Origin of the sequence: Gottfriedia luciferensis, assembly GCF_002156865.1 — a bacterium.
Lineage (GTDB): Bacteria > Bacillota > Bacilli > Bacillales > Bacillaceae_G > Gottfriedia > Gottfriedia luciferensis.
In genome coordinates this window covers 117,822-140,270 of record NZ_NCTA01000014.1, presented here as the reverse complement: position 1 = coordinate 140,270, position 22,449 = coordinate 117,822, and the positions used below count along the sequence as shown (strand labels likewise).

The following is a 22,449-nucleotide window of genomic DNA, read 5'->3' as shown; positions in this document are numbered from 1 at the left end:
ATCCCCCATTTTCTGTGTATTATTGAAAAATTCTCACTATTTAATAGTATCTCATTTCTAGAAAAAGCATATTGTGTTATTAATAATCGAAATTTAGGACATTTTGTAAGGATTTTTTACTAAAAGCCTTGAAATTTGAAAGAAAATTTCATTAAATATAAAAAAAAGCATGAAATTACTCTAAAAAACTTGTGTTATTTTTATTTTAAATTGAAACTATTTGACTTTGTCTGATTCTATTTATATAAAACTAGTAAGTACTTAAGAGCCTTTGCACGATCTAGTTTCTTAGATTTCGTAATTTGCATACTTGAATATTACTCACAAAACGCTATACTGCAATACTACTTCATAGTGAATCAACTGAGATTAGAAAGGGAGAGAACGTATGCTGGAGGGAGAAATTATAAAGTTTTATCGTAAAAAAGCTGGTCTAACCCAGGAGGATTTAGGGAAAGACATTTGTACGGCTACTCACGTTAGTAGAATTGAAAGAGGAGAAACTCGCTATTCTGCTGAGATTATTAAACTGTTCTCTCAACGACTTCAAATTGACATCGAGAAAGAAATAACCGCTGTCAAAAATATCGAAATAAAGCTTCAAAAATGGCACAACTCGATCATTCTAGAGCGAATGAATGAAGTAACAAAGATAAAAGAGGAATTGGAAAATATACAATATATTAATGCTTCCAACTACGCAATCTATTACCAGCTTTTATTAGCTCGATATTTTATATTACGTAAAAATATCGATAAAACTGAACGTATTCTTAAACGGATCGAAAAAGAATCTCCTCCTATGTCAACTTATGAAAAAAATTTGTATTACCATGTGAGAGGAATCTACTATTTAGATCAATATACTCGTTTGAACAATGTAAATAGACAAAGCGCATTGCAAGAATTAAAGAAGATTAATATAGAGGAATATGGAAATCGAGAATATTACTATCACCTTGGCGTAGCTTATCATTGGACACAATCGAAAGTTATGGCATATTTCTATGGTGAAAAAGCTTTTAGATATTTCAAGAAAACGAATAATTACGCAAGAGCGATTTTAGCAGAATCGTTAATGCTAGTTCAATTAAAAGAAAGTACCCAGCTAGATTTTGAAGAAATTGTAGTCAGGTATGAGAGTTTGATCGAACTTAGTGAATCCTTAGGTCTTTTAGATAAAAGAGGAATGATCTTACATAATTTAGGACTTATGTATTTTTGGAAGCAAGACTTTAAAAATGCTCATGTTTATTATGATAAATCGGTTAAAGAAGCAGATAAACAATCACTGCCATATTTAAATCGTTTGTATAACTATCTAGATAACGCCGAAGAAGGAAAGCTCTTATCAACAAACGAGCTACTAAAACAAGCAAATGAAGGACTTGCTCTTTCGGAAAAAGCAACGAATGATTTATATAAGATTCTTTTTAACCTCCTCATTTTCCGATTTAACAACCAATTTGATGAATACTATCTTTATATCGATCAAACTGCACTACCATTCTTTAAGTCTCACCACCATGTAACGCATGCAAATAAATATGCAAAATTACTTTATAACTATTATGTTAAAACGGAACAATTTAAAAAAGCAGTACAGACAGGAGATATGTTTATTAATAAGCCATAAATTAAGAAGAGCTTGAAATTTCAAGCTTTCAGACTGTTGACAAACGCTCGCTTTCTTCGTTGCTTCGCCTGCCTGCGGTGCTCATTACCGTCTAAAGGTAACTCCGCTCCTCGCCAGGCTTCGCGCCTCGAAAGACAAGCGTTTTCAATCAGTCTGAAAATCAGATAAATAGGACTTTGTCTACACACTGAGAGCTTGAAATTTCAAGCTCTCAGTGTGCTGTAATATGTATTCATTTTAGAAACTGTTAACCACATAGAAAGAAACAGTAATGTTCCAAAAATGTCAGAAACTATGACACTATGACCTAAAAATAAATGTTCATAATGAAATAATGGCGTATTGTAAATGGCAATGATAATTGATAGTAAAACAAACACAAGACTTAATTTATTTTTAGTTATTTTATAGATGGAATATAAAAGAGTAGAATAAGCCCAAAATTGTGAAACAAACCAAGCGTGCGACAGCCTAATTCCCGGTTTGGTATGGAGAGTAATTGAAACTAAAACGATTAAAATGAAAAATGCAATAACTGGGGCAAATTTAACTAACTTTAAAAGCCTAAATAAACGTTTATTTAATTCATGTGATTTAGGATTTTCTGCCCGTAAATTCTTTGAAACAAAATGATTAAAATAAATAAATACTAAACTACAAGTAAATATTAAAAACTTCATTGCTTCACCCATCCTTTTTTTTTTTCTTTAAGTCTCACCACCATGTAACGCATGCAAATAAATATGCAAAATTACTTTATAACTATTATGTTAAAACGGAACAATTTAAAAAAGCAGTACAGACAGGAGATATGTTTATTAATAAGCCATAAATTAAGAAGAGCTTGAAATTTCAAGCTCTCAGTGTGCTGTAATATGTATTCATTTTAGAAACTGTTAACCACATAGAAAGAAACAGTAATGTTCCAAAAATGTCAGAAACTATGACACTATGACCTAAAAATAAATGTTCATAATGAAATAATGGCGTATTGTAAATGGCAATGATAATTGATAGTAAAACAAACACAAGACTTAATTTATTTTTAGTTATTTTATAGATGGAATATAAAAGAGTAGAATAAGCCCAAAATTGTGAAACAAACCAAGCGTGCGACAGCCTAATTCCCGGTTTGGTATGGAGAGTAATTGAAACTAAAACGATTAAAATGAAAAATGCAATAACTGGGGCAAATTTAACTAACTTTAAAAGCCTAAATAAACGTTTATTTAATTCATGTGATTTAGGATTTTCTGCCCGTAAATTCTTTGAAACAAAATGATTAAAATAAATAAATACTAAACTACAAGTAAATATTAAAAACTTCATTGCTTCACCCATCCTTTTTTTCTACACAACTATAAAGTTTAGCACACCACGGAATGTCGTGATAAATTATTTTTAGTAGATAAATAGGATGAGGAATAGCTAATACATGAGTTATTTGAACAATTATAAATCTCCTTCTTTTGACTTCATTTTCTAAGTAATTAATACGTTTATGGATTTTATATACAATAGGTAAATACGCTATCACAACAATAATTAACCATTCCATGAAATAATTTCCTCTAATTAATTGTACAAAAAAAAGGAGTCTCAACTCCTTATTTCACCCGTTATCTCTCCCACAATTCAACTAGTCTACCTTCAGGATCTTTAATCCAGGCAAACTTACCATAGTCACTAACCTCTTTTTCCTTAGCAAGAGGTACACCGATTTGTTCAAGATGTTTAATCGTTTCGTCTAGATTAAAAACTTCGAAATTCAACATCACTTGCTGTTCTGTTGGAAAATAGTTGTCATCCTCAGCAAAGAAAGAAAAAATTGTTTCATTTCCTGATTCGGATTTGATAATCGTCCCATTCCAATTATTGATTTCAATCTTCAACACTTCACTGTACCATTTTTTTATAGCATCTAGATTTTTAGTTCTCCAGAATATGCCACCGAAACCTTTAATCATAAAAATTTTCTCCTTCACTTCTCTAATTTCATATTTTTACTAATCACTTAGACATTCAAGAAATAAAAACAAAATCCTTCTTTAACCAATCTACTAGTTTAAACTCGATTAGTTTGCTAGTCACACAAAAAAGTCCGACATAATAGTCGATAAAGTAGAATTCATATTTTTTCTTTGTTAACAGTTTGTTTTAAGTAAATCGTTTCTTTAAAAATGTATTAATAATGTCATTCTTAAATAATTCATAATTGAACTGAAATGCCACATTATGCATTTTGAAATCTGGATCTGGCTTTGCTCGTAGGTCAACAATACTTTGCCCAAACCCATCTCCTTGATCAGGTATCACTTTTATAGGAACCTTAGAAAGCTCAACAGAATTAGGATGTAATAAGTACCACACTGTTAAAAAGTCATGAATTGGACTTCCTTCGATTCCTGGGTTCGAATGAGAATAAAAGTTATAATAATAGTCTAACATTGGCTTAATAATCAATCCTGCTGGATCGCGCGTAATTTGATGAAATTCATCAATTTGATTAACCATGTCAGGTGTGACAATTGCATTCTGAGTAACATTCAAAGGGATAATTGTTAAGTTCTTTGCATACTGTACAATTAAATTCGCTGCATACGGATCTGAATGGAAATTCGCTTCTGCAACTGCAGTCACATTTCCTGGATAAAAAAATGATCCTCCCATACAAATATATTCTTTTACATTTTCCATCTCTTCTATTTTTAAAACAAATGCTGTTGCCAAAGAAGAAAGCCTACCTAGATTAATGATTGTCACATTTTTAAAATCTATATTTTTCATATAATGGATGTGGCCTAATGGATAAACAGGATAATTAATTTTAGGAGGAATAATTGGACCTAACCCCGCCTCGCCATGGACCTCTGGAAAAGTTTTAATTCCTTTTCCAGTTAGTGGAATCGATGCTCCTAGAAATACAGGAATCTCATGTCTTCCAGTAATGTATTTTAAATAATTGATGTTCCACATAGCCTTATCCCTTGTTACATTTCCATAATCAGCTACAATTCCTACCAATTGAATATCATCCCGAAATAATATATATAAAATTGTAAAAGCGTCATCAATACCTAAATCTGTAAAAAGGAGAACTTGTTTCATGAACTACTTCCCTCCTTACATAAAATTGAATTCATGTAATTCAATTCTTTCTTATCGCTCTTTTATTTTTATGAGTAATATAATTCCATCATTACAAAATAAATTTTAGCTAAAGAATGATGTAAGTTAGATGAAAAGACAAAGCTATTGGAAATGGCTGGTTGGATCTATAAGGATTCAGGTGTTTTACTTTAAATCTCTTCCATATATAAAATAATCAGATAAGAATGCAATTAATAAAAGAGCAATGCCAAAGAGTACAATTTGTATGTTTTTATCGATTAAGCCTATCATGATACAAAAAATAGTTATAGGAGCAATTATGATCTTTATGCAATGGTCAAGCATTCATATCCCCCTGCTCTTTTTAAATTTTTGCTTTCATTTTCTTTTGAATTAAAGCAATGATTAATAAACATATAGGAATTATGATCTGAATCGGCACGTGTAATAGATAGGGAATAATTTCAATTCTTTTATGGATGTGTTCGGCGTAATTTCTTGCCATTATGATTGAACAGATTACTATTATTAAACTGATTGGATAAATTAGTTGGTCACTTTTTTTAACGTTGAATATTTCAGCAGTGTTGAAAATTACACAATATAAAAAGATCGCAATTTTTATGAAAACTCCGCAAACCATGAATATTACAATAAAAGAATCCAATCGTTGAATAAAATCAACAATATTAATATAGCCAACTGACACTAAAAGAGGATAATTGCTTCTTTCGTATTCAGAAACACCTAATATTGATATATTTATGACGATAAATAAAATTAATAAAAATCCTGAAAAAACTAATATTAGGGCTACCATTGCACTAATCCATGCATCTTGTTTCGAATTAATAGCATAAGGTAAAATACCTGTCATACTTATTTGGAACATAACTATTATACAAAAAATTGAAATCCACTTATTGTTAATTTTCTATTCATATTTATTACCTTCTTTTATCTGATCAATCGAATCAAAATTATTTTCATATAGAAAATTAAGCAGTTTTTCATCGCTTTGTATATTATTCACTTATAAAAGTTAACTTATTCTATTCATAGTAGTGGAAATGGACAAGATTATTCATGTGAATATGATCCAAAACTAGTTCACAGAAATAATTTTTAAAGGAAGTTGAGTGATGTTAATTTCCCCTACAGTATGTGTTCACTTTCCATGGAGCGAAACCTGAGCCTCCTCGTCAAGGTGGCGGGGTCTCAGTCTTTCCGCTTATTCAATATACTGTTCAATTATTGATCTTTTTCCATATTGACTATTATCTATTTTCAACTGTCTGAAAATCAGATAAATAGGGCTTTGTCTCTTAAGTCAAGAATTCATAAGCATTCGTCACGGTAGTTGTTTATCTTTAGGGGATATTTGCACTATTTAGGCAAAATGACCATATTCAATAAAATAGTGAAATAAACTAAAACATATTTATTATATTAGAATATTAATATAACAAATGGACAAGTTTCATTAATAAAATACTTTGAAGGTGGTTGAATTGAATTTTGATATTTTAATGAGTACTTCTATCTTTCTTTTAACAATGGCAGTCATTTTTTGGAGACCAAAAGGTTTAAATGAAGCATGGCCAGCTGCAGTAGGAGCAGGTATCATTTTAATAACTGGAATTGTTACAAAAAGTAATTTGATTGATATCATTCACAAAATAGGCGAAGCTTCTATTACGATTATCGCTACGATTGTAATGGCGATTATATTAGAAAGTTTTGGTTTTTTTCATTGGTCTGCAGCTAGACTAGCAGGATTAGCGAGAGGCTCAGGGAAACGATTATACTGGTATATCCAACTTTTATGCTTTTTAATGACATTACTATTTAACAATGATGGTAGTATTTTAATTACTACTCCAATTTTAATTCTTCTATTAAAAAATCTACGTTTAAAACCTCATCAACAAATTCCATATCTTCTTAGCGGAGCGTTAATTGCTACAGCTTCAAGTGCACCAATTGGTGTAAGTAATATCGTAAACTTAATCGCATTAAAAATTGTCCATATGACTCTCTATATGCACACAGCTATGATGTTTGTCCCTGCAAGTACAGGATTATTGTTTATGTCATGGCTTATGTACATGGTATTAAAAAATAAATTACCGGAACGTTTACCAGTCTCAACTGATGACATTGAAGAGGCATTCTTTATTAAAAATTTTCATCCGTTAAAAGGAAAAATTTCAGTAGAAACGAAACAAAAACGTACAAAATTTATGCTTAAAGTACTAGGCTTTGTGTTCCTAATGCGTTGTTTGTTATTTGTCGCTTCGTTTCTAGGAATCCCGATTCAATATGTGGCAGTTTTAGGATCGCTCGTTTTACTTGCATGGAGATGGTATCACTTACGTACAAGCCCAGTTGATATATTGAAAAAGACACCTTGGCATATTTTAGTCTTTGCTTTTTCTATGTATGTGATTATTTATGGGCTTCACAACGCTGGATTAACTGCAGCTCTAGTAAAATTTTGCGAACCAATTGTAAATCAAGGATTACTTCAAGCAAGCTTTATTATGGGTGGATTGGTTTCAATTCTGTCTAACTTGTTTAACAATCATCCAGCTTTAATGGTTGGAACAATTACTTTAACTGAAATGGGACTTGATCCAATTACCTTAAAAACCATTTATCTGGCTAATATTATTGGTAGTGATATTGGTTCCTTATTACTTCCTGTAGGTACATTAGCATCTCTTATTTGGATGCATATCTTAAAACAAAATAGAATAAAAGTTAAATGGAAGGATTATCTAAGTGTATCATTAATTGTTATTCCAATAACAACAATCGTTACGTTATTTTTACTATATTACTGGGTACAACTAGTATTTGCATAAGATTGTAAAAGGATTACTAAGGGGGAATAAGAATTGAGTAGTATCGACTCATTGCTAGGCAAACAAGTATTTGTGCTTTTATCTGGTGATATAACTTTTGAAGGTATTTTAACAGATGTTGGACAAGACATACTTGTACTATATAACGGTCACAAATATTTCTATATACCGTGGCTTCACGTTCATCGAGTTCATTTAAGTGAGCATTCAAAAGAGAAGATTCAAAAACCAATTGAGCCATCTATTGCAACAGAAATTGAATCGATCTCCTACAGAAAAGTCTTAACAAATGCGAGAGGGATATTCTCCGAAATTTATGTAACTGGTAATCTAACTTTTCATGGTTATATAACGAATGTCCTAAGTGATTATGTTGTTTTTTATTCACCTGTATTTAAAATAATGTTTATATCATTATCTCACTTGAAGTGGCTCACACCTTACAATGATAATGTAACACCATATTCTATTGACAATGCTAACTTTCCAATTAATCCAACAAATATCTCTTTTGTTCGTTCCTTTGAATCTCAATTAAAAAAGGAAGAAGGTAAGCTAGTAATCTTTGATGGTGGGAACGATCCAATGAAAATTGGATTGCTAAATACAATTCATAATAACGTAATAGAATTATCGGTTGCGAGTGGAGAGATTGTTTATTTAAGGCTAAATCATATAAAATCTGTTCATTTACCATAAATATATTTGTTCTCGTTTAACTAATCTGAACAACTAAATAGAGTTCATTAATCAAAATAGTAGTTTAGTTCACTATTGTTTTATGAAAAATGGAGTACAAGAAAACCCAATTTCTCAATTTAACTGAGAATTTGGGTTTTTAATTTGGTGTAACAGTTAACTTCAGTTTAAAACACAAAACAATTTTAATCATCTTTTATAAATAAGAGCGCTGAGCAGGCCATGAACCTTGGAGTTTACGAAGTTGTACAATTTGTCCTGTATGATAAGCATCGTGCAATAGGATATTTAGATATTGCTGCCAAACTGGTAGTGAAGGACTAAGTTGATCCAGTTCTGATTCTTGAAGGGATGTTAATGAAGATTGTAAGGCATCGTGTACTTGAAGTGTTCGCTTCACAGTTTGTTGCCAAGCATCATCATCATTAGGTCCACCTTGGAAAAACGTATCATCATTATTTTTTGGAGCAACAAAGGTATGATCTTGTCGTATGCGAGAAAGTAAGCGCTCTTTAAAGATTAATAAATGGTTTACATTTTCCCAAATCGTATTACAGGCCATTCCTTCTGGTTGCCAACATGCTTGCGCAGCGGTAAGATTCTTTAACGCATCTGATATCGGTGGGTACCATTCTTCTTCATAAAAAACTTGCTTAACTCCATTTTGCAAGATTTCTTTTTTATTCATTGTATTGCCTCCTTTTTAGAAAAAGAGAATCATAAACCCTACTATATTTCTAAGTTATGTTACCATGTTGAACTTTATTGTATTTAAATCTAAAGGGATTTTAAGATAGTTTAGAGAAGTAGTAAATCATTGAAAATTAACCCAGTATAAAAAGAGAAAAATAAAAGCAGGAGATATTGAAATAAAAGAAGATGAAAAAACAAACGCATCATAAGTAAACGTTCTATACGAAAAAGATGGAGAAAAACAAAAGAGTGCTGAAGTCTCAGGTAGAGTAAATTTTAGCAAGGATGGAAAAATAAGTTCTATTCGATATTTAGATAATAGAGAACTAACAAAAGTTGTGGGTAGATAATGATAGCTCGGTGAAAACCGAGCTATTTTTCCGTTCAAAAAGCATTTTTTTTTAACATTTTCTTGTGTAATTTTCAGTTTTGAGATAGTGATGGAAGCAGAATTAACCTATTATTCCAACCTTATACTAACCTAAAAAAGACCTGCTTCGTTTGCTGCTACAAAACTAACTCTTGTAAAGTCAAAAGGATCCATATCGACATTCTCCCAATGCATGTACATTAATCTTGGCTTATCAAACAACCAGTGGTTATGAACAGCCGTCACGATAATTCCTCTTTTTCGTAAAGCAGTCATTAATGGGTTAATCTCTTTCTGACGAACAACCGATTCGCCAAGGTTAAGACCATTTTCTTAAAAGGATAACATGAATGGAAGTGCTAGTGGAGAACGCGTGCGACGACCTAAAATCGTTGCATTAATATCACGGAGACGCATAATTACACAAACCGGTGCAGCTTGAACAACCTCTCCTCCGATTAAATCAGCAAGTCTTTGACAACTTGACAAATTCATAGCTCCCTTCATCATTTAAATACTTTACACTGTATCTTATGAAGGGAATGAAAGGCTGATGTCTCTTTAGGCATCCATAAATGTTGTGGATTCAATTTAATATTATCGCAATAGATAAATTCCATTTTGTCCTAACTACTACAATAAGAAATTTCGTTTATACAAAATATGGATTATCCAAATCATCATTATTAATGACCACATCGGCTTTTAATTGAGGCAAATGTTGCTCTATATACAGTTTAGAAGCAGCGTGATATCTATTAATAAACATTTTTTCAGCTTTTTCATAGCTCCCAAAATTACCTTCTTCCCTCTTAGCCCCTCTTTTTCTCGCTAACTCAAAATCTGTATCAACAAAAATTTTATAATCATATAAATTGCTTAGATCCTTTTTAAAAAGAAAAGTACCATCAATAATAAAAATCGAATCTCTTTTTGCTACTTTTGATTCCGTATTTACAAATTCATCTTTATCTAAATCGAAAGAAATTGTTTGATAATGAAGGTCACCCCCTGGCCCTAAAGGGATTAAAAGTTTCTGCTTAAAGGAATTGTAATCGTGGGCATCCTCATAATAACCAATAGCTGATTCCTTACCTTGTCTATATCGAACCACTCTAGGATGATGGAAATTGTCTATGCTTGTCCGAACCACTTCCATGTTTCTAACCCGAAGTTCTTCCATCAGTTCATTAGCAAATGTGGTCTTACCAGATGCCGTTATACCACTAACCCCTACTCTAATAGGATGAGGTAGTTTTAAACTTAGGATTCTATTTGCTATTTCTGAAATTAGTTCATTCCTTACCATATAACCCCCACTTTCTAATCATATTCCCTTATTATCTTTCAATCTAAGTTAGAAATCTCCTTCTTTAACTACCCTGCGAAATCGATACACATAAAAAATACCCGAATAATAGACTTTTTTTAAGAGTCTATTATTCGGGTTACATTTAATGGAATCGACTTAAATCATTATTATTTAACTACTTTTTTCTGACCTTCACTTACGTTTTTTGCTCCATCTGTTAAATAAACCACAACAGTTGTACCACGTTTTTGACGTGAAATTTTTACGTTGAAAGTACCTTTACTTGATACTTTTCCAGTACCAATTACTTTTGATCCAACTTTTACAGTTACAGTTGTTCCAGCTTCTCCTCTACCAGAAATTGTAGTAGATTTGCTTGTTAGATTTCCTGTTATAACTGGTTTTGCTGGAGGTGTTGCATCTTTAACGACTACATAAGTTATTTGACTTTCATTTTTAGCTAAATCAGTAGCTGTGATAGCTAACACAGTTCCAGGAGATTGTGCTTTAATTTTGATCGTAAAGTTTCCAGTAGATGTTGCTTTACCAGTTGCAATTACTTTCTTACCAGATTTAACTGTAATCGTAGCATCCTTTTCAGTTGAACCTGATATAGTTGTAGATTTTGAGTTTACCGTATTTACAACAGGCTTAACAGGAGCTATTTTATCAATTACAGTTACATTTATCTTATTACTAATGTTTCCAGCTGTATCTGTTGAAACAACTGATAGAATTGTCCCAGCTACTTGCTTAGCAATGTCTAACGTAAACTTACCTTGTGAATCTGCATTACCACTTACTAATACTGTAGAGCCTTTTAATACTTCAACTTTTGCATTTGCTTCAGTAGTACCAGAAATAGTAGTAGACATATTACTTACTGGTGCTACAACAGGTGTTGGTGCAGTACGATCGATTACAGTAGCTGTTACCGATGTATCTTTCCCCTCACTTGTAGCAGTTATTACTAGAGTAGTGCCTGCTTTTTGTTTAGCAATTGTGATAGTGAAAACGCCTTTTGAATCAGCAGTTCCAGTTCCTACCGTTGTATTACCCGCTTTAACTGTTACAGTTGCACCTGCAATTGTTTTACCTGTAATTGAAGTTGCTTTATCGCTAATTGAATCAACAGTTAAATTTGTGTTATAAGCATATACGCCCCATGTTACGCCTAATTCATTTGCTTCGCCTTTGAACGTAATATGAGCAGAGTCAGATAATACTTTTTTTGCATCTGTTGAAGATTTAAAGATTACTTCTGGGTTACCAGCGATTGGTGCGATCATCCAGTTTTTATCAGCTGTAGGATTTACTACACCTTGATTTTGAATGTAATTCATTAAAACAGTACGGTTTTCTTCAATTGTATCGATTACTACTTTTGCTTTTCCGCCTTTTAAGCCAGGGAAATTTCCTCCACCACTTGCACGGTAGTTATTTGTTACGATAATAAATTTTTGATCTTCTTTAATTGGTTGACCATTATACTCTAAATTAACAATACGGCTTGCATCAGCATTTAATAAGTCTCCATTTGACTTATATTTAGCTGGTTTTGTTACATCAACTTGATAAGTTACTCCGTCAATTACATCGTAGTTGTAACCTGGGAATGAATTATCTACCAACTCTTGAGCCGTTTCAACCGCTGGATCAATTTGTTTAAATTGTCCTGCACTCATTTCTAACCATTCTTTTACTTGAGCACCAGTTAATTCAACTGCTTTTAAAGTATTAGGGAATAAATATAGATCATTTGCAGATTTAATTGAAAGTACCCCTGTACCAATACTTGTGTAGTCACTTGCTCCACCGCGTCCTGATTTAAAAGGTGCAGCTGCAGATAAAACAGGTACGTCTTTGTATTCAGGTAGGTTTTTAGCAATGAAATCCTTTGCAAACCAAGTTTGTGCATTATTTACAATTTGAATGGTTGGATCATCTTGTACACGAGCAAAATAGCTATACATTGGTGCACTTGTCACACCAATTTTTCCACGTACGTAATTCAGTGTTCCATCATGATACTGTTTTACAGCTTCTACGATAGTTGGATTTTCTTCTGCTAAGCTTTTCTTGTTAGTTGCATCATAAACAGGACGTAATTGTGATCCTTTTGATTCAACTTTCGTATATTTGCCATTCTCATCTGCAGTTAACGTTAATTTCATAACGCCAAGGTTGTTACCCCAGAATCCAGCTTCAACAGCTGGTACGCCATTAATCGTACCGATTGTATTATCGATCCCTTCAACTTTATTAAATTCAGCAGCTCCAGGGAAGTTAGTGTGTTTATGACCGAAAAGAATCGCATTAATTCCTTCAACTTTACTTAAGTCATATACTGCATTTTCAGCATTTTCAAGACCAGTAGTCGCTACATCACAACCAGAGTGAACTAATGCAACAACGATATCAGCGCCAGCAGCTTTTACTTTAGGAATAAATTCCTGAGCTGTTTTAACCATATCTTTAGCTACCACTTTGCCAGTTAAGTTATCTTTGTCCCAATCCATAATTTGAGGAGGTGCAAATCCGATAACACCAACTTTAACTTTTTGAGAATTACCATTTTGATCTTTAAACGTTTTATCTAAAATTACATAAGGTGTAAATTCATTTTCACCAGTTTTAGCGTTGTAAATATTAGCATTTACATATGGAAATTGTGCTTTACCAGTTACTTTTTTTGCATAATCTAAGCCATAGTTAAACTCATGGTTACCAAATGTAGCAACATCATAGTTTTCTATGTTCATAGATTTAATCATCGGATGAACTTCAGTATCTGATAATCCTTTTACTTTTGCTACATAATCTGCCATTGGATTACCTTGAATCGTATCACCAGCGTCAAAAAGAAGATTATTTTCACTTTCTTGTCTTGCTTGGTTAATTAATGTTGCAGTTCTTGCAAACCCATAATCCAATGCTTCAGTATCTTTGTAATAGTCATACCCCATGACGTTATCATGTAAATCAGTTGTTTCTAAAATCTGCAAGTCTATTGCAGCAGTCGCTGTAGTATTTGATTCTTCCGCTTTTGCATTAGTAAACGGTGTAGCAATCGTAGCAAATGCTAAAGTAGTAGCAATGATCTTACTAAATTTAAAAACGCTTACATCTTTACCCATTCTTACACATCCCTCTTATTATTTAGTGATTTTCTCTATCTCCCCACCGAATTAGATTATAACTTGGTTAGAACGTTTTACACAATTATTAATAAAAAAATAATTAATATTTAATAAATTCTTATTATTACATAGCACAAATTTATGTAGTCTACGTTTTTGGTAGGAGAAATAATCATTTTTTCCTAAACGGGTTTTACTTTGGCGGCCAAAAAAATACTCTATTAATAGGTTTACAATTTATTTATACAATAGAAAGTTTCAATCATTTCTCCTATATATTTTCCTAGTTCAATTTCGTAAGATAATCTAGAGATTTAAATTAGGAGTGTTCATTTTGAAAGAATTAATTAAGAAAGTGTCTGCAGCAATTGGTTTTACAATGCTAGTTACAAGTCCCATCATCTTTCCAATGTTGTTTTTTTTATTTGGGATGTCTACTGACGCCGACGGTACTGAGGCTGGAGGAGAATTATCAGGTTCCTTTTATTTTACAATGTATTTATTAGGTTATTTTATCGCGCTCTTACTGATTGCATGTATTATTATCAAACTAATCATTAATAAAAGTACAATCTTTAAGCTTACTAGCTGTATTGGACTATTCATTCTATCTTTTGTTTTACAGATAATCCCATACACTGGGATGTATAGCTTTTTATTCATTCCACTTGGAGTTATCCTGTTAATTACTATAGCAATATATAATAGGCTCGATACTTGGAAAAGGCCTTTTATCTTGTTTTTAATCTTATTTCCATATCTCATTTTTGCACTTATGCTCTTTGGTAGCTTAACTATTTAAGAGATTCAAATGACAAATAACCCCTCCCACAAAATGGACGGGGTTATTTTTTTGATTTAATAGAACTACTTTTAGGCTTTATAAAATACCATCTTTTTTATAGCAATGACAAAAAAGATGATATCAAAAAAAAAGCAAAAAATTAATTAAAATCAGGATAACCTTTTTGAAGAAAAGTGGCCACTTACAGCTTCAAAAAAATCAATTTATCAATTAAAAATCATCTAACAAATTTGAAATAAACTAAGAATTGCTCTAAATTCCTTTTCATTCAAATTATTAGCCGACTTTTGCAGCAATTTGTGCTAGTAGAGTGATTGTAGCTTGTACAACTGCTTCAAGTTGTAGTTCAGTTTGTGCTACGATAATTCCATCTGCTTTTTCAATGTAAATTGATTGTGATTGTAATTGAAGGTTTTCTAAGGATTGAGCAACTTTTTGTAATTGTTCAATTCTAGGATCATCGCCAAATAGAAGAATGATAGCTTGAATTGAAGCTACTAATGAAAGTTGTACTAAAAGTAGAGCTTGAGCTTCAGTCTGAACAACCTCAATGTTGTGTGAATCACGAATTACTAAACTTTGTAATTCTGCTTGTGCATTTTCTAATCTATTAGAAACTCTTTGTTTTTCACTAATATGAGAAACACGACGGATTGGATCAAGTGACATGTGAATCACCTCCTAAAGTAGTATTGATATAAATTATGCGAAATATAGAAATGAGATTGGACAAACTTACTATTTTAATATAGAAATTTTATTGATATATCATTTCAACATTCTCCGTAGTATATAAATATTTGGCCAAAATTTTTAAATGAATAGGAAAGTGTCTTTGTCAAGAAGGTGGACGTATTCCGATGAAGATTGGGGTACTTAACAAGGAATCTCTTAAAACAGTACTTTCAACCTAAATAAAACAAAAGAGAATCTTATTAGCAGATTCCCTTTAATTAGACATTAATTAATTTTATTTTGGTTGTTTCGTATCAAAATGAAGAGGTGGTGGAATCAACCATCCTTTAGTTTTCATAATTTGAAGAAGAGCAGCACCATCTTTTGCTTTTTTTGCACCAAAACCAGCAAACATTAAGCCAATATCTTCACGAATTGACTGGCTAACTAATGCAGCATTAGCTGTAATTCCAGCCGCAATTTCAGCTGAAACCATATATGCAATTTGAGCATCCTGTAATCTTGCACCTGCAGGGATTTGCTCTAAATCTGCTTCTGGTCGTTCTGCTGGAGTTGGAGGTACAGCAATATCATTATGTAATAGAACTTCTTCCATTTCTTTGATAGCTGGTTTCATTGAATTTTCAATAACTTGTTTTAAGAATTGTTTTAAATCATCATCACCGGTATGATTCATATAAACTTGATAAGTATCTACGCCTGCTTTTGTTGCTGCTAAATGACTCCAAACTCCAAAAACTTCTCCATAATGTAAAGGTTCATTTGTAGGATTTCCACTTAATATACCCATTAAAAGTTTACTTCCTTTCTCAACTAAATTCATACTTAAACTCCTTACTAGAGGTAGTACGAAAGTTATTATTTACCAATATAAATTTTTAATACTTTAATGATGAGAATTATTAAAAAAACCACCTGTACGAAAAAATACAGGTGGTCAAAAATACCCTATTAGGAGCCATTAAATCATTACGCAAAGATTGATTTTACATGGACTTTGACGTTTGAAATTCACCTAGTAATATCCCCATAACCCAAAGATTATAGGGACAAGCTAAGGGAAACAATTTAAGGACAGTCTTCGTTCCAATTTGATGGATAAACATTTTAATTCCAAAAGAGTTGGCTATAGTATTGTGATTAATTTAAATTAAAATGTTGTAGTCAGTGTTAAACCTCATAAGGAACATTTATAAATTTTGAAGAATCCATCTAAATTATGACAAGAACATTTTTCCATAAATTAATTTTTGAAATATTTATTTATCACTTAACAAGAATAGATATGAAGGAATTTCTCATAATAAGTTTAGGAGGGATGAATTATGAAGCATATAAAGGCATTAATTATAAAATTTATCGCTAGTCTTGCAATATTATACATCGTTCTAGGTGTCGGTTATGATATGGCATTTAGAAATGTATTTATGATAACTTTGGTATTGGGAATCATTTCTTACATCATTGGTGATCTGTTAATTTTACCAAAAACAAATAATACAATCGCTACAATTGCAGATGCAGTATTAGCATTTGTTATTATTTGGTATATGGGATCCAAGTTAACATACGGTGGTAGTATGTTTAAGCCAGCTTTGATTTCAGCAATTGTTTTAGGGGTATTTGAATACTTTTTCCATAAATATGTATATAATCACGTTATTAATCATACACAAGAGGAAAGATCTGAAGGTATAAATTCTGGTAATTTACGATATCAAACAGAGGCTTCTGAAGAACTGACTCCGTATAAGAATGATAATGATAAAAAATAAAATCATTTACAAAACTAACCCTGTGTGTACACCAGGGTTAGTTTCTTTGTATTATTTAATGGATTTTCTACGGATAAACTATATTTTTATAGCAGCCACTTTTTTAATCTGGTTAAATTTTCTTCTAAAAATAAAGCATTTTCTTTCATTCCACGACGTTTACACCAGCCGATACTATTAAAGGCATCTGTAAACCGATAGAAAGGTAATACATTTTCTAGATCAATTATAGGTCTGATACTGTTATAGCCCGCTTGATATGCATTATACAAACTAATATCTACACTTAAAAAATCGCGATACAGTTTGGTAAAATCGATTTCTGTTGAACCAAATCTTACGCTTTCAAAATCAATTATTCCCGATACTTTTTCATTATAAATAATTATATTTGCTGGACGAAAATCCATATGTACAAAACTTGGTCCATCTGGAGATGGGAGCCGTTTTTTCATCTTTTCAAATTTTTCAATCGATTTATTATATAATTGTTCATCCAGAATATCCTTTACGTCTTCAGCAAAACTATAAAATTGGTTTTCAATAAAGTTTGACCAGTTCGAAAATTCATTTTGTATACTTGTTAATACTTTATTTGCAGGAGGTTGAATAGAATGCATTTCAGCATGAAGAACACCGACTTGGTACGCAACTGTTGGGGTAGACTTAGATGTTAACGGTTTTCCTTTTAATTCAGATAATAAAAAAGCACCAACACATTCCTCATCACCAGTCCAATAATCTAGGATTTCAGGAATGGCAACACTTCCTTTTAGAATCTCATAGGCTTCTAACTCTCTCTGAAACTTTAATTTTGAAAAAGGAATCTTTAAAAACACATTTTCACTATTAGATAAAGTACATTTATAAACGCTTGAACTAAAGGAGTCTTCAACCTCATTAATTGATCTTACCTGCAATCCAAACTGTTGAATGACACGATTTAACATCAAAACTTCCCCCTTTTCAATAAAACTCCTATTCAATTAAAGCATGAATTTGTTATTAATTGAATAAAGAAATTGAACAATGAAAACGAATCCAAAACCAAATTATTAGTTTCCTCCACGTGTTAAATATCTCTTATTTTATAAGGGTTTTTGGCATCTTGGCGTACATTAAATAGTTATTTTACATCATAAGCCTAGGATTTGTTTCCTAAATTATTATCCCGAGAAAGTTATTGACAAATTTTCATCTCATCCGTATAGTAATTATTATTCATTATAAAAAATATTCAGATATATTTTTCGAAACGCAAAGATCAGGAGTAGTAAAAGCTAATTATTCGGTAAAGAGAGCTGCGGGTTGGTGAAACGCAGTCCAATGATACTTTGAACTTGCCTGGGAGTGGTAACGCGAAAGAATAGGTTTATTCTATTCTCTTGTTTTAACGATTGACCTTCGTTACAAGGTTTTTAAGTAGGGTTCGAACAGAACCAATAAGAGTGGTACCGCGGTAAGCTTAAGGCATGTCGTCTCTTTTCCTCATTTGATTATGAGGAAAAGAGACGACATGCCTTTTTTGATTTTTGAGGGGGTTAGGGACATGGAAAAGGACAAACGCAATTTACAGAGGACAATGTCATCAAGACATATTACGATGATGGCATTAGGTGGTGCCATTGGAGCAGGTTTATTTAAAGGAAGTAGCTCAGCAATTGATATGGCTGGCCCTTCCATACTAATCGCTTACTTGATAGGAGGCATCATCCTATTATTCATCATGCAAGGTTTAGCTGAAATGGCGGTCCGCAATAGTGACGCAAGAACATTCAGGGATCTTGTCCAATCTATTTTAGGAAAGTATCCTGCCTATTTCCTTGATTGGATTTATTGGAAAATGTGGGTTTTGAACATCGCGGCTGAATCAGTCGTAGCAGCTATTTTCATTCAATATTGGGTGCCTGAATATCCAATCTGGATACTTGCATTAGCTGTTTCGGTGTTAGTAACAACAATCAACTTATTATCAGTAAAGGTTTTTGCTGAAACAGAATACTGGCTTGCTTTAATTAAAATTACTGTCATCATTGTGTTCATCTTGGCTGGATTATTGTTGCTTCTTGTAAATTTTGGTGATCATAAAGCAGTCGGTTTCTCTAACTTGACTGACCATGGCGGTTTCTTTCCAAATGGACCAAGAGGATTAATCACAGCGATGTTAGTCGTAATTTATTCATATGGCGGTACTGAAATTATAGGGGTCACACTAGCAGAAACAAAAAATCCCGAAAAAGTGGTTCCAAAAGCCGTTCGTAGTACATTGGTCAGAATTATTTCTTTCTACATTATTCCATTTTTCATCATTGTTAGTTTAATTCCTTGGAACGAAGTAAACGGGGTGCCTGAAAGTCCGTTTGTGATGGTTTTTAAAATGATAGGGATTCCAGGTGCTGACCATATTATGAACGCCGTTGTACTAATAGCGATTATTTCATCAATGAACTCTGGATTGTATGGCTCTTCTCGCGTTCTGTATACACAAGCCGTGGACGGTCGCATTCCGAAAATCTTTTCGAGATTATCCAAGAAAAAAGTGCCTATTTACGCAATATTAATGTGTACTTCCACTTTATTTGGCGGTGTACTGATTTCCTTATTTGCCGGAAGCAAGACCTTCGATTTCCTGATGGGTTCGCTAGGATATACCGTATTATTCATCTGGCTGATTATCGCCTTCGCCCATTTAAAATCACGTAAACAACCATCTGTAAAAACAAGTGCCTATTCAGTTAAATGGTTTCCGTATACGACTTGGGCTGCGATCATCTCTTTAATTGCGATTTTAATCGGTATCATTTTCACGACGCCAATCATCATAACGATCATTACACTTTGCATTTACACCTTTATTACCTTAACGTATTTATGGAAAATACGCCTAAACAAAAACTAATTGAAGTGATAATCTAATTTAAATTGTTCGTGAACAAATAACTAGTGCTTTACTTTAAATAATAAGTAAAGCACCGGTTTTTCAAGTAACGAAGGTAGAAGAGGATTTTTTAAAGCATAAAAAGAATATAGTTTTAAAAGAATATACATATTCATGTTTCACATTTGGAACTTTTTGGAGGGAATAGTAATGGCTTTTTGGATTTTAACAATCGGTGGTTTTTTAGCATTGGCTGCATGGATTTGGTATTATGCATCTTTGGGAAAAAGAATTCACCAAGAAGAAAAAGAAGCTGGCAGAGACCTATCCTACGAAATTAACCCTTTTACAGCTTCAGCAAATGGTACTTCAAATGAAAAAAAGTAACTACAAACTTGCTACTCAGCAAACGCATGTAGTTTCCATAGAAAGAGTTACACTTTATGTTACTTTACCTCTAGAGCAAACGCATAAAAGGCATCTCCGTTTGAAGTATTTTCTTTCTTTTTATCCATCCACCATACTGAGTATGCATAATAATAAATCCCTTTATGTAAAGGTGCTTTAAAATGATTCTTTTCTATTTCTACTTTAATTTCCTTATTATGATCAATCTGAGATAATTGAACCTTACTTGATTTTGGATGATAATTCATCTTTACAGTTATATCTTCGCTAGGTTTCACTTTAATCGTTGTTGTTCCTTTTAATAGATCTACTGGTCCAGCTGTATCAGCACATCCATCATTCCAACAATAACTCCCCAGCATCGTTTCATAAGTTTGCTTGCCAATCTATATCATCGTTTTCGGAGGCTTATCTCCTTTCAAACACCCACTCGTAAGAAGAATAAAAAAGAGAAACAGTACACTTAAAGTTAAGCGTTTATACATTTAAAAACTCCTTTCAATTCATAAATCACTCCAACTTGTCTATTTATATCTATTCTTTTTAAATGATTAATACTCCTTGCTTATTGAACTGAACTGTCATGGAGCACAATGAGGATTTTCATTTTACTTATAAAAAAATGAACATATCCTGATAAAAGAATATGTTCATTAATATTATTTTTAATTCATTCCGGTTGATTATTAAAAATCACAATCGTTAACCAACCTGGCCACTATACTTTGATTCTTCTTCTGGAAATAGGAACCCTAATTCATGGTGCTCGCCTTCATATACAGAAGATTGGGCAATACGGATTTCGGCATTTAAATCAATAACTTCTAGTTTACAGTAAGCTCGATTAATTTGTAGTGCTTCGTAAAATTCATTAACTGTCGAGACGTTTTGTCCATTAACTTTTGTAATACTTTCGCCTACTTTTATATTCATTTTATCAGCTACTGAGTTTGGTAAAATTCCTAATACAGTTAGGCCAACTGCTTTTGTAGTGAAATATGATGGTGTATTGAAATCTCTATTTTTATGAATATAGTTAATTGCTTCGCGACCTACTACTGCAATTGCAACAGTTATAAATGCGACAAATCCGACAAAGTAACTTATGATTGCTCCAATACTTACTAGGATTGCTAATGAAACAATTTGTTTACCCACAAGTTTAACCGATTCTTTTGGAAGCATGCCTTGAACTAGTTGGTAAAATCCAATTCCAAATGGCACGAAAAGGATTGAGTAACCACTGTGACCTAATGTGATTGTTGGCCACCATGAATAATCACTTATAATTGGACCATTTGGTATTAACAAGAATAGCGGTACCATCCATAATTTATTCGCCTCATGGGCACCGACTCTTTTTCCACGTTTACTTTCAATAAATAAAGGCGTTGTATGATTTGCTGCATTACGCTGAACTAATATTCCTTCTGCCAACAATAATACGGCTAGTAGGATTGTTATAGCAGGTAACATAGCACTCATATCATTTGGAACAAAGTGATCTAAAAGTGGCAATGAATCTTTTCCTCTATTAATTAAAGGCAAAGCGACTAATGCTAAACCGAAAAGATACGCTGGAGACATCCATCTAAATTGTAAAATAAGTGCAAAAACAATTGTAAAAACACTTACTAAATAGACCATCTCAATCGGAATACTAATCCCAGCCACTAACGTAATAACTGAGAAAATCGCTCCAATCAATAATCCAGACCATATTGAAGTCTTCCATTCGAACGTTACATTGTAATTTCGAACTGAAAAATGCTTACGCTCTCGTTTAACACGTAAATAGCCACATAAAATTGATGCGATAAAAAATATATAAGTAAATGGATTCAAAAATAACTTACCTAATCCAAATAAGAGCTCTGAAAATAAATTTGACCACATAACATTCACCACCTTTTTTGAATTAATAGATTGATATACTTATGTTATCGGTTTATTGATCTTTTTTCAAAGAGAATATGTTATTTAACAATTAAAAAAGCACACTTTTCCTTAAAGTGTACTTTCGACATCAAAAATAGAAACTCCTGCATGGATTGTTATT

The 22,449-nt window shown here is 32.3% G+C and carries 22 protein-coding genes, 1 pseudogene and 1 other annotated feature; of the genes and pseudogenes, 7 read left to right on the top strand and 16 right to left on the bottom strand.

Features of this window, described 5'->3' with window-relative positions; genetic code table 11:
- Nucleotides 1–388 precede the first annotated feature (388 nt).
- Nucleotides 389–1,636 carry a helix-turn-helix domain-containing protein gene (locus B7R67_RS11780; protein WP_088070649.1) on the top strand — a complete coding sequence of 416 codons (1,248 nt, stop codon included), beginning with the start codon at nt 389–391 and terminating at the stop codon, nt 1,634–1,636.
- A 203-nt stretch (nt 1,637–1,839) separates the two neighbouring features.
- On the opposite strand, the gene B7R67_RS11775 is transcribed toward B7R67_RS11780, so the two are convergent.
- The 6 genes from B7R67_RS11775 to B7R67_RS11750 all read right to left on the bottom strand — a co-directional run bounded on the left by B7R67_RS11775 (nt 1,840) and on the right by B7R67_RS11750 (nt 5,639).
- Entirely contained in the window at nt 1,840–2,316 is a 477-nt protein-coding gene (locus B7R67_RS11775; protein ID WP_088070647.1) for a hypothetical protein, read from the bottom strand.
- A 172-nt stretch (nt 2,317–2,488) separates the two neighbouring features.
- Nucleotides 2,489–2,965: a hypothetical protein gene (locus tag B7R67_RS11770; protein WP_088070647.1), complete on the bottom strand. Its 477-nt coding sequence runs from the start codon at nt 2,963–2,965 to the stop codon at nt 2,489–2,491.
- 290 nt (nt 2,966–3,255) lie between these two features.
- On the bottom strand, nt 3,256–3,603 hold the full coding sequence (locus tag B7R67_RS11760) for a VOC family protein (protein ID WP_088070643.1): 348 nt from the start codon (nt 3,601–3,603) through the stop codon (nt 3,256–3,258).
- A 190-nt stretch (nt 3,604–3,793) separates the two neighbouring features.
- A complete protein-coding gene (locus B7R67_RS11755) occupies nt 3,794–4,744 on the bottom strand; it encodes a nucleoside hydrolase (protein WP_088070641.1) in 951 nt (316 codons plus the stop codon).
- A gap of 186 nt (nt 4,745–4,930) precedes the next feature.
- Nucleotides 4,931–5,092, bottom strand: a complete 162-nt coding sequence (locus B7R67_RS22140; RefSeq protein WP_158095085.1) for a hypothetical protein — start codon at nt 5,090–5,092, stop codon at nt 4,931–4,933.
- A 19-nt stretch (nt 5,093–5,111) separates the two neighbouring features.
- Entirely contained in the window at nt 5,112–5,639 is a 528-nt protein-coding gene (locus tag B7R67_RS11750) for a GerAB/ArcD/ProY family transporter (RefSeq protein ID WP_088070639.1), read from the bottom strand.
- A gap of 637 nt (nt 5,640–6,276) precedes the next feature.
- Between B7R67_RS11750 and B7R67_RS11745 the strand changes: the two genes are divergently transcribed.
- Together B7R67_RS11745 and B7R67_RS11740 are read left to right on the top strand one after the other, a co-directional pair.
- Complete coding sequence (locus B7R67_RS11745; protein WP_407920395.1) at nt 6,277–7,614, top strand: arsenic transporter; 1,338 nt, start codon at nt 6,277–6,279, stop codon at nt 7,612–7,614.
- 33 nt (nt 7,615–7,647) lie between these two features.
- Nucleotides 7,648–8,313, top strand: a complete 666-nt coding sequence (locus B7R67_RS11740; protein WP_088070635.1) for a DUF2642 domain-containing protein — start codon at nt 7,648–7,650, stop codon at nt 8,311–8,313.
- A 196-nt stretch (nt 8,314–8,509) separates the two neighbouring features.
- Here the strand turns inward: B7R67_RS11740 and B7R67_RS11735 are convergent, their stop codons facing one another.
- The 5 genes and pseudogenes from B7R67_RS11735 to B7R67_RS11720 all read right to left on the bottom strand — a co-directional run bounded on the left by B7R67_RS11735 (nt 8,510) and on the right by B7R67_RS11720 (nt 13,825).
- Nucleotides 8,510–9,001, bottom strand: coding sequence for a DinB family protein (locus tag B7R67_RS11735; protein ID WP_088070633.1), 492 nt, complete (start codon nt 8,999–9,001; stop codon nt 8,510–8,512).
- Nucleotides 9,002–9,487: 486 nt separating this feature from the next.
- Nucleotides 9,488–9,688, bottom strand: a pseudogene (locus B7R67_RS22760) (DUF1259 domain-containing protein); the annotation flags it as partial.
- A 21-nt stretch (nt 9,689–9,709) separates the two neighbouring features.
- Nucleotides 9,710–9,871, bottom strand: coding sequence for a hypothetical protein (locus B7R67_RS22755; RefSeq protein WP_328587373.1), 162 nt, complete (start codon nt 9,869–9,871; stop codon nt 9,710–9,712).
- 157 nt (nt 9,872–10,028) lie between these two features.
- Nucleotides 10,029–10,685 carry a nucleoside/nucleotide kinase family protein gene (locus B7R67_RS11725; protein WP_088070631.1) on the bottom strand — a complete coding sequence of 219 codons (657 nt, stop codon included), beginning with the start codon at nt 10,683–10,685 and terminating at the stop codon, nt 10,029–10,031.
- Nucleotides 10,686–10,855: 170 nt separating this feature from the next.
- Nucleotides 10,856–13,825, bottom strand: coding sequence for a bifunctional 2',3'-cyclic-nucleotide 2'-phosphodiesterase/3'-nucleotidase (locus B7R67_RS11720; protein WP_088070629.1), 2,970 nt, complete (start codon nt 13,823–13,825; stop codon nt 10,856–10,858).
- Nucleotides 13,826–14,162: 337 nt separating this feature from the next.
- On the opposite strand from B7R67_RS11720, the gene B7R67_RS11715 reads away from it, so the two are divergent.
- Entirely contained in the window at nt 14,163–14,630 is a 468-nt protein-coding gene (locus B7R67_RS11715; RefSeq protein ID WP_088070627.1) for a hypothetical protein, read from the top strand.
- Nucleotides 14,631–14,909: 279 nt separating this feature from the next.
- On the opposite strand, the gene B7R67_RS11710 is transcribed toward B7R67_RS11715, so the two are convergent.
- Both B7R67_RS11710 and B7R67_RS11705 read right to left on the bottom strand, forming a co-directional pair.
- Complete coding sequence (locus B7R67_RS11710; protein WP_088070625.1) at nt 14,910–15,302, bottom strand: spore coat protein; 393 nt, start codon at nt 15,300–15,302, stop codon at nt 14,910–14,912.
- 301 nt (nt 15,303–15,603) lie between these two features.
- Nucleotides 15,604–16,119, bottom strand: coding sequence for a DUF3231 family protein (locus tag B7R67_RS11705; RefSeq protein WP_088070744.1), 516 nt, complete (start codon nt 16,117–16,119; stop codon nt 15,604–15,606).
- A 535-nt stretch (nt 16,120–16,654) separates the two neighbouring features.
- Here B7R67_RS11705 and B7R67_RS11700 point away from each other — a divergent pair.
- On the top strand, nt 16,655–17,104 hold the full coding sequence (locus B7R67_RS11700; RefSeq protein ID WP_088070623.1) for a YndM family protein: 450 nt from the start codon (nt 16,655–16,657) through the stop codon (nt 17,102–17,104).
- Nucleotides 17,105–17,190: 86 nt separating this feature from the next.
- On the opposite strand, the gene B7R67_RS11695 is transcribed toward B7R67_RS11700, so the two are convergent.
- The gene (locus B7R67_RS11695) at nt 17,191–18,054 is read right to left on the bottom strand and encodes an aminoglycoside phosphotransferase family protein (protein WP_088070622.1); all 864 of its coding nucleotides are present in this window, start codon (nt 18,052–18,054) and stop codon (nt 17,191–17,193) included.
- A gap of 301 nt (nt 18,055–18,355) precedes the next feature.
- Nucleotides 18,356–18,590, top strand: a binding site (T-box leader).
- A gap of 63 nt (nt 18,591–18,653) precedes the next feature.
- On the opposite strand from B7R67_RS11695, the gene B7R67_RS11690 reads away from it, so the two are divergent.
- Nucleotides 18,654–20,003, top strand: coding sequence for an amino acid permease (locus B7R67_RS11690; protein ID WP_088070620.1), 1,350 nt, complete (start codon nt 18,654–18,656; stop codon nt 20,001–20,003).
- A gap of 189 nt (nt 20,004–20,192) precedes the next feature.
- Entirely contained in the window at nt 20,193–20,369 is a 177-nt protein-coding gene (locus tag B7R67_RS22135; protein ID WP_158095084.1) for a hypothetical protein, read from the top strand.
- A gap of 59 nt (nt 20,370–20,428) precedes the next feature.
- On the opposite strand, the gene B7R67_RS11685 is transcribed toward B7R67_RS22135, so the two are convergent.
- Together B7R67_RS11685 and B7R67_RS11680 are read right to left on the bottom strand one after the other, a co-directional pair.
- Entirely contained in the window at nt 20,429–20,752 is a 324-nt protein-coding gene (locus tag B7R67_RS11685; RefSeq protein ID WP_235822141.1) for a hypothetical protein, read from the bottom strand.
- 340 nt (nt 20,753–21,092) lie between these two features.
- Nucleotides 21,093–22,286, bottom strand: a complete 1,194-nt coding sequence (locus tag B7R67_RS11680) for a PDZ domain-containing protein (RefSeq protein ID WP_088070618.1) — start codon at nt 22,284–22,286, stop codon at nt 21,093–21,095.
- Nucleotides 22,287–22,449: the final 163 nt, after the last annotated feature.